The organism is Streptomyces sp. PU-14G (genome assembly GCF_041028275.1).
Classification (GTDB): domain Bacteria; phylum Actinomycetota; class Actinomycetes; order Streptomycetales; family Streptomycetaceae; genus Streptomyces.
In genome coordinates this window covers 1-8,151 of record NZ_JASKYT010000339.1, presented here as the reverse complement: position 1 = coordinate 8,151, position 8,151 = coordinate 1, and the positions used below count along the sequence as shown (strand labels likewise).

Sequence of the window (8,151 nt, the reverse complement as noted above, 5' to 3'; positions counted from 1 at the left end):
GACAGGAGGCGCCCAGGTGAACGGGTGGCACACCCACCCCGCGACGGGACCACCCGGGCCCCTTCCGGCCCCGCCAGGACCCGGGCAGGCCCCACACGGGGCATCAACGGCGCACGGACGTACGAGCGCGCGTCCGTACGACCACACGGACGTACGGCCACACGGCCACGGACGTACGGCCACACGGCCACGGGCACACGTGCGCGCCGCGACGGTGCGGCGACGACCCGACGTCGTCCCGGGACGACCCGGGGACGCCCCGGGGGACGACCCGAAGACGACCCGGGGACAACCCCCGCGACAAAACTCCCATACCTGCGGGGACTTCGGGCAAGCGCGGCGCTCCCGTTGTCACCGGGCCGTGGCACAATCCGTCAGAGACAAACCATGAAACGAGGCGGTGAGTTCTCCATGTTCCTGGCGGCTGAAAAGGGCGATATCACCACCATCATCGGCGGGATCGCGCCCGACTGGGGACCGTTCGGCTCCCTGGGCCACGAAGCACGCGTGATGATCGAGGTCATCATGGCCGTGGCGATCCTGCTCTGCCTGGGCATCGCCATCTGGGGCGCGGCCAAGCAGCGCATCGGCGCGACGGCACTGCGCGACACCTTCAGCGCCGAGCAAGGCAAAGGCCTGATCGTCGCCGGGCTGACCGGCGTGTTCATCATCGGCTCGCTCGGCACTCTCTTCACCATCGTCTACGGCATGGCCGTCTAGCGGCGGTCCGACGGGGGCCCGACGGCGCCTGGTGATGACGGCGGCCCTGGCTACCTGACCGACACGCGACACCGTCCCCGCCCGTACCCAGGAGCCCCATGGACATCGTGAACCCCGCCCTCGACGACTACCTGCTGGCGCACTGCACACCCGCCGACGACCTCCTGCGCGACCTGGTCGAGGAGACCCACGCGCTGGTGCCCGGCACGACGATGCAGATCACCCACGACGAGGGCGAGTTCCTCACGATGCTCGTCCAGCTCACCCGGGCCACGACCGCCGTGGAGGTCGGCGTCTTCACCGGCTACTCCTCGCTCTGCATCGCACGCGGACTGCCCGAGGACGGACGCCTGATCGCCTGCGACGTCTCCGAGGAGTGGACGGCCGTCGCCCGGCGCTACTGGCAGCGCGCCGGCCTCACCGACCGCATCGACCTGCGCCTCGCCCCCGCCGCCGAGACCCTACGCGCGCTGCCGCAAGAGCCTGGCGTGGACTTCGCGTTCATCGACGCCGACAAAACGGGCTACCCGACGTACTACGAAGAACTGGTGCCGCGCCTCCGGCCCGGCGGCCTGCTCGTACTCGACAACGTACTGCGCACGGGCCGTGTGGTGGACCCGGCCGCACAGGACGAGGCGGACGTCGCCATCCGCCGGATCAACGACACGATCACCGCCGACGCCCGCATGCAGTCCGTCATGCTGCCGCTGCGGGACGGCGTGACGCTCGCGCGCAAACGCGGGTAGCAGCCCGGCCCCGGTCGCCGGTGGCGCGGTGAGCTCATCCACCCCGTCGACCGAGCGCCGGTGACGCGGCGAAGGACGTCGGTGCGCCGACGGTGGCGGGCGGCCCACCGAGCCCGCCGCGCAGCCGCCGAGCGCCGGCTGTCTTCCTCTGTCCCCCCCCCCACGGCCCCACTTGCGGCTCCGGGCTCCCTGCCGTACGCCACTGGACCGCCGTCACTTGCACAACGGACGGCGCCGCCCGAAACGCCTCCCTCTCCGGACACGCTAATGGCCACCACGTCCGCCCTCGCCCCCGCGCTGGCACCCCTCCGCTTCGTCCTGTGACGCGGCACCGTGCGTCCACAGGAAACCGCCACCGAGCGCTACGAAGTCGGCCACCTGTCATGGCGACAGCGTGCCGGCCGGAACCGGCACGCTCATGGGTACGGACACTCATCTCCTCCTCCCCCTGCGCGCGCCGGTGAGCACACGGGGGCGCACCGGGCACCCCCGGGCCCCCCGCGAGCCCTCCCTCCGGCAGACGTTCACCCGCTTCACGCCACCCACCCCGCCCGCGAGCGCGTAGACAGCCCGCGAGCGGCAAGAACGCACACGGCGCACCGGCGAGGCGTTCGACATGCTGCCGAACACCTGGCTTGCACACGGCACATGCGCGGTGTGACCCCGCTACCGTCATGTGAGGGGACAATGCAGTGACGGCAGTTGAGTGACAGAGGTCGAGGGGGCCAGCCCGGCATGAACATCGGTGGCGGCGACGAGTACGACGGGCGTACTCGCACGAGCGACTACGCGCCCGGCGCGAGCGAGGGCAGCCGGACGACGACGCGGACGCGCCTGCCGGGCAACGAGGCAGGCGGCACCGGCAGTCGACCGCCCACCCGGCCCGGCCGCAGCCTGATCACCGTCGTCGCGGTGGTCGTCCTCCTCATCGCCGCGATCGCCTTCGCCAATCGCGGCGGCGGAGGCGGCGAAGGTGGCGCCCCCGCCGACGACTCCCGGGGCAGGGACTCCCGAGCCCAGCCCACCGCCCCCACCGGTGAAAAACCCGTGAAGAACTCCTCCGACGCCACCATCCCCTCCGGCTTCGCCCACACCGAGCAGGGGGCGCAGAGCGCCGCGGCGAACTACGCTGTCGCGCTGGTGTCCGCGGACATGATGAAGAAGTCGGAGCGCCGGGAGATCATCGACCAGATCTATGCGCCTGGGCAGGTCGACGCGACGCTGCGCAAGATGGACAAAGCGTACTCACCGAAGTTTCTGTCCAAGATTGGCCTCGACAAGGACGGCAATCCTGCCGAAGGCGTCGAGTTCGTCTCCCGCACGGTTCCTGTCGGGACGAAGGTCCGCAAGTACAACGACGACTCAGCGAGGCTGGACGTGTGGTGCACTGGCGTTTTCGGTAATGCCGGAAAGAAATCCACCAATCCGGTCAGAAACGACTGGTTCACACTGAGTCTTGCCCTCGAATGGACCGACGGTGACTGGCGCGTTCAGGACTTCTCACAGAAGGAAGGTCCCGCCCCCGTGAACGGTGACAACCGGGCCGCCGGCGCGAAGGAGATCTCTGACGCCGTGAACAAGTTCGGAGGCTTCACGTATGCGCGCTAACTCTGGTCGCCGCCTTCTCACCGTGGGGTCAGCCCTCGTAGGGCTCCAGGTTGCCGCGGTCCTCGTGGGCGCCCAGGCCTGGGGAGAGCCCAAGGAAGACTGCGACACCGTCGTCGGTCCGTTCCAGGAAGACTGCGATTCGGGGTCAGGGGGCGATCCCTCTTCAACTCCCCCCAGCGACCCCACCGACCCCCTCTCCTCGCTGGCGAAAGGGTGTGCCGAAGCCGCCAGTTGGACGGTGGAGAAGTTGGCGAAGCTCGTGGATTCGACCACGAAGGTCGATTTCACGAATGCGGAGTTCCTGCGGCAGTACGCCGTGGTGTTCGCGGCGTCGACCATTCTGACGCTGACGTTGTGGCTGCTGGCGGTGGCGAAGCGGGCGGTGCGGGGAGTGCCGTTCACGGAGGCGTTGACGGAGGCGGTCGGCTTCTTGTGGCTGACGGTGCTGGCGTCGGCGTTCACGCCGCTGATCCTCTATACCGTGGTGTCGGCGACGGATTCGGTGACGGACATCGTCGCGGCCGGCACGGACAAGGAGACGGACAAGTTCTTCGGCACGTTCTCGGAAGCCTTGAAGAAGGGTGATGAGATCGGCGGTGGTCCGATCATGCTGATCGTGGTGTCGTTGGTGTCTGTGCTGGCGGCCGGGGTGCTGTATCTGGAGCTGGTGGTGCGTGCCGCGCTGCTGTATGTCGGCGCGCTGCTGGGCACCGCCGTCTACGCGGGGCTGGTCGACAAGAATCTGTGGGGGCACGTGCGCCGCTGGGCGGGCATCATGATCGCTGTGATTCTTGTGAAGCCCGTCATCGTGATCGTGCTGGGTCTCGCGGGTGCGCTGGCGGGCGGGGAGGGCCCCGATTCGGTTTCGGCGGTGGTGTCCGGACTGGCGATCATCCTGTTGGCGATCTTCGCGAGCGCGATGATCTACCGGTTCGTGCCGGGGTTCGGCGACGACATCGCCAGTCACCGCAACGCGGTCCGTACGTCGTCGCGTGGAGCGGCTGCTGTCGTGTCGTCGCCGGCGGCGTTGGTGCGTCAGGGCATCACGACGCACGGTGGCCGCGGCGGCCAGGGCGCGGCCACCGCGAACGCGGCCGGTTCGGGTTCGGGTGGTGGTCAGGGTTCGGGCCAGGCCGTCACGGGCGGGGTCGCCGCGCACAGCGCCCGCGGCGGTGGCGGTGGCGGCGGTGGCGCCGACGAGGCGCCGCCGCCCCGGCAGGCCTCTCCCGCGTCCGCTCCAGGGACGAGCGCCACTCCGCATTCGGCGCGTCCGCCTCGTCAGTCTTCGGCGGGTTCCGGAGGTTCGGCGGGCCGCTCGAACCCGTCCCGGCCTCGCCCTTCGGGAGGTGAGCGCGGGTGACGACGTCCTCGCACACGGCGGGTTCGGGTCTGTCGACCCAGCGCCGTACGTACATGATCGGCAAGGCGCGGCCGAACGCGATCGTCGGCAAGAACCGTGACACGGGCGAGATCGCTCTGATCGTGGTCGGCGCGTTCTTCGGGATGATGAGTGGTCTGCTGATTCCCGTGCTGTCTCTTCGTATCCCCGCGCTTGTCGGTTTCCCGGCGTTGGCGCTGGCTGCGGTCTATGTGCCGTACAGGGGCCGTACGTTCTACAGGTGGTTCGAGATCAACCGTTCCTACAAGCGGCTGTTGCGCCGCGGTACGACTTACCGTTCGAGTGCGGCCGAGGCGGGCACGTCGCTCGACGGCCGTGAGGTGGAGATCGGCCCGCCGCCTGGCGTGGGCCGTATCGCGTGGATGTCGGCGCCGTTCGGGCCTGACGAGATCGCCGTTCTGCTGCACGCGGACCGGCGTACGGTGACGGCGGCCATCGAGATCGAGGGCCCGGGCGTCGGGTTGCGGGACAGCGAGGACCAGGAGGCGCTGGTCGACCGTTTCGGCACACTGTTGAAGCATGTGGCGAACGGGGACGGCTATGTCACACGGCTGCAGATGCTGGCTCGTACGCTGCCCGCCGATCCGGACGCACACGCCAAGGACGTGGCCCAGCGGGGCGACGAGCGCGCCGCTGGGTGGCTGCGCACGTCCTACGACCAGTTGCAGTCGATGGTCTCCACCTCGAGTGAGCAGCATCGCGCGTACCTGGTGGCGTGTATGCAGTACGGCCGGGAGCTGGCCATCGAGGGGGACACGATCGCGAAGGCGGCGCGGCGCACGGCCGGTCGCAAACTGTCCCGTGACGAGGGGCTGGCCATAGTGATGGCCCGCGAGCTGACGGACATCTGCGCCCGGCTGGCGGAGGCGGACATCAGGGTGCGGCAGCCCCTGGGCCAGGCCCGGCTCGCTTCGCTCGTGCATTCGATGTACGACCCCGACCACCCCATCGACCACATCCAGGCGATGTCCAAGCGCAACGCGTGGCCGGCCGAACTGGACGCGGTCGAGCCGACGTTTCTCCAGGCCAAGACGCGTGAGTCGACGACGCGTGCCCCGTGGTGCCATGCCACCGCGTGGGTCAAGGAGTGGCCGATGACGCCGGTCGGGGTCAACTTCCTCGCTCCGCTGCTCGTCCACACCCCGGACGTCATCCGCACGGTCGCCGTGGTGATGGATCTGGAACCGACCGAGCTGGCCATCGAGCGGATGCTGACGGAGAAGACGAACGACGAGGCGGAGGCCAGCCGCTCGGCGAAGATGAACCGCACCGTCGACCCGCGCGACCTCGCCGCGCACGGCCGCGTCGACCAGCGGGGTGAGGATCTGGCCTCGGGTGCCGCCGGCGTCAACATCGTCGGCTACCTCACCGTCTCCTCCCGGTCCCCTGAGGCGCTGGCCCGCGACAAGCGCACGATCCGCGCGTCGGCGGGCAAGAGCTACCTGAAGCTGGAGTGGTGCGACCGCGAGCACCACCGCGCCTTCGTCAACACGCTCCCGTTCGCCACCGGAATACGGCGCTGAGGCGCGGAAGGAGCCCCGTATGAGACCTGTCTGCTCTGTCTGTCTCGGCACCGTACCGCCGCCGCCCCACCCCCGCCGCACCGCCGCTCCAGGCCGGAGGTAGCCAGCATGGCCGCGCTCGATCCCCTGTCCGCGATCACCGAAGCCTTCACCAGCTTCCTGTTCGGCAAGACGGAGACGACCCGCCTGCCCGTCCGTACGTCCACGGGGCAGGCGCAGGCCGTCTACCTGCCGACCGCCGCGCCCGGCCTCGGCGACTCCGGCGTCATCATCGGCCGCGAGGTCTACAGCGGAAAGGGCTACATCTACGACCCCTTCCAGCTCTACGGCCAGCAGCTGCCCGCCCCGCACTGGCTGGTGCTGGGCGAGTCCGGCAACGGCAAGTCGGCGCTGGAGAAGACGTACGTGCTGCGCCAGCTGCGGTTCCGCGACCGGCAGGTGGTGGTGCTGGACGCGCAGGGCGAGGACGGCGTCGGCGAGTGGAACCTGATCGCGGAGGAGATGGGCATCACCCCGATCCGTCTCGATCCGACGGCGGCACTCGACCAGGGCATCCGCCTCAACCCGCTGGATCCGGCCATCACCTCCACGGGGCAGTTGGCGCTGCTGCGCACGATCATCGAGGTCGCGCTGGGCCACGGCCTGGACGAGCGCTCCGGCTTCGCCCTCAAGGTGGCACACGCCTACGTCAACGCCACGACGTCCGACCGGCAGCCGCTGCTGACGGACATCGTCGAGCAGCTGCGGCATCCGAAGCCGGAGTCGGCCGAGGCGATGAACGTGGCGCTGGACGACGTCCGCGACTGGGGGCTGGACGTCGCCCTCGTCCTCGACCGGCTGGTCGACGGTGACCTGCGCGGCATGTTCGACGGTCCGACGACGGTCGGTATCGACCTGGACGCGCCGCTGATCGTCTTCGACCTCTCCCACATCGACCGCAACTCCATCGCCATGCCCATCCTGATGGCGATCGTCGGTGTCTGGCTGGAGCACACCTGGATCCGGCCCGACCGGCGTAAGCGGATCTTCCTGGTCGAAGAGGCCTGGCACATCATCAACAGCCCCTTCGTCGCCCAGCTTTTCCAGCGGCTGCTCAAGTTCGGGCGCCGGCTGGGGCTGTCGTTCGTCGCCGTCGTCCACCACCTCTCCGACGTCGTCGACGGTGCGGCGGCGCGGGAGGCCGCCGCGATCCTCAAGATGGCCTCGACCCGGACGATCTACGCCCAGAAAGCGGACGAGGCACGGGCCACCGGCAAGGTGCTGGGGCTGCCGCGCTGGGCGGTGGAGATCATCCCGACGCTGTCGCCCGGTATCGCCGTGTGGGACGTCAACGGGAACGTGCAGGTCGTCAAACACCTGGTCACCGAGGCGGAGCGGCCACTCGTCTTCACCGACCGCGCCATGACGGAGAGCTCCGCCGAGCGGGACTCCGCCTTCGAGGCAGCCCTGGACACCGACCTGGAAGCGGAGAGCGAGGCCCGGGCGTTGGCGATGGAGCGCTCCTCGTCCGGCCGTTCGTCGGGCTCGACGGTGGCGTGAACCCCCGGTCGGCAGGCCGGGAGACCGCCGCGTACACCCGTCGTGCCTACACCCGTCGTGCCTACACCCGCCCGTGTACACAGCCGCCGCGTACCCCGCACAGGTGGTCCGCGGAAGGGGATCTTGCCGCGACCGGCGTCCCCCGATTGAATACCGGTGCCGATGCGATACGACGACCGTGAGAGGGGCCGCCGCTCCGGCGGCCACGACCCGCACCGGCCGCGCCGCGCGGCCGGTGGGGGAGAGGGCGGCGTTCCCGACGGCCTGCTGGTGGGTGCGTTGGCGTTCCTGCTGGGGCTCACCGTCTTCGTGTGGACCGCGACGGGACTGGCCGGTCTCTTCGCCCACGGCTCCTGGCCGGACGACGTCACCTTCGGCAGGACCCCGCTCGCCATCCGGGGGCTGGTCACCGAACCGCACGACATCGCCGGTGCCTGGCCCGCCACCCCGTCGGGGCAACTGTCCGGTTACGGCCTGTTCTGGGGCATCTTCGTCAGCCAACTGATGGTGCTGATGGTCCTCACGGTGTTCGTGATGGGGACGGTCGCCCGCGCACGCGCCGTACGGAAGGCCAAGCGGCTGGCGCGGGAACGGGAGACGCCCCTCCCCCCAGCCC

General features: G+C 69.8%; 6 protein-coding genes and 1 pseudogene. All 7 read left to right on the top strand.

What is annotated here, in order from left to right:
- Positions 1-411 precede the first annotated feature (411 nt).
- Positions 412-720, top strand: a complete 309-nt coding sequence (locus AB8Z75_RS28040) for a hypothetical protein (protein WP_242757590.1) — start codon at positions 412-414, stop codon at positions 718-720.
- 98 nt (positions 721-818) lie between these two features.
- Complete coding sequence (locus AB8Z75_RS28035; protein WP_369206774.1) at positions 819-1,466, top strand: O-methyltransferase; 648 nt, start codon at positions 819-821, stop codon at positions 1,464-1,466.
- Positions 1,467-2,201: 735 nt separating this feature from the next.
- Positions 2,202-3,074, top strand: coding sequence for a hypothetical protein (locus AB8Z75_RS28030; RefSeq protein ID WP_369206772.1), 873 nt, complete (start codon positions 2,202-2,204; stop codon positions 3,072-3,074).
- Positions 3,064-4,434, top strand: coding sequence for a hypothetical protein (locus tag AB8Z75_RS28025; protein ID WP_369206770.1), 1,371 nt, complete (start codon positions 3,064-3,066; stop codon positions 4,432-4,434). The genes AB8Z75_RS28030 and AB8Z75_RS28025 overlap by 11 nt, the downstream gene beginning before the upstream one ends.
- A 53-nt stretch (positions 4,435-4,487) precedes the next feature.
- Complete coding sequence (locus AB8Z75_RS28020; RefSeq protein WP_369206776.1) at positions 4,488-5,996, top strand: SCO6880 family protein; 1,509 nt, start codon at positions 4,488-4,490, stop codon at positions 5,994-5,996.
- A gap of 108 nt (positions 5,997-6,104) precedes the next feature.
- Complete coding sequence (locus AB8Z75_RS28015; RefSeq protein ID WP_369206769.1) at positions 6,105-7,535, top strand: ATP-binding protein; 1,431 nt, start codon at positions 6,105-6,107, stop codon at positions 7,533-7,535.
- Between the two features lie 162 nt (positions 7,536-7,697).
- Positions 7,698-8,151, top strand: a pseudogene (locus AB8Z75_RS28010) (hypothetical protein); the annotation flags it as partial.

What these genes read in the sequence shown, in the direction of transcription:
- AB8Z75_RS28040 (WP_242757590.1), top strand. Translation starts at nt 412, where the DNA reads ATGTTCCTGGCGGCTGAAAAGGGCGATATCACCACCATCATCGGCGGG.
- AB8Z75_RS28035 (WP_369206774.1), top strand. Translation starts at nt 819, where the DNA reads ATGGACATCGTGAACCCCGCCCTCGACGACTACCTGCTGGCGCACTGC.
- AB8Z75_RS28030 (WP_369206772.1), top strand. Translation starts at nt 2,202, where the DNA reads ATGAACATCGGTGGCGGCGACGAGTACGACGGGCGTACTCGCACGAGC.
- AB8Z75_RS28025 (WP_369206770.1), top strand. Translation starts at nt 3,064, where the DNA reads ATGCGCGCTAACTCTGGTCGCCGCCTTCTCACCGTGGGGTCAGCCCTC.
- AB8Z75_RS28020 (WP_369206776.1), top strand. Translation starts at nt 4,488, where the DNA reads ATGATCGGCAAGGCGCGGCCGAACGCGATCGTCGGCAAGAACCGTGAC.
- AB8Z75_RS28015 (WP_369206769.1), top strand. Translation starts at nt 6,105, where the DNA reads ATGGCCGCGCTCGATCCCCTGTCCGCGATCACCGAAGCCTTCACCAGC.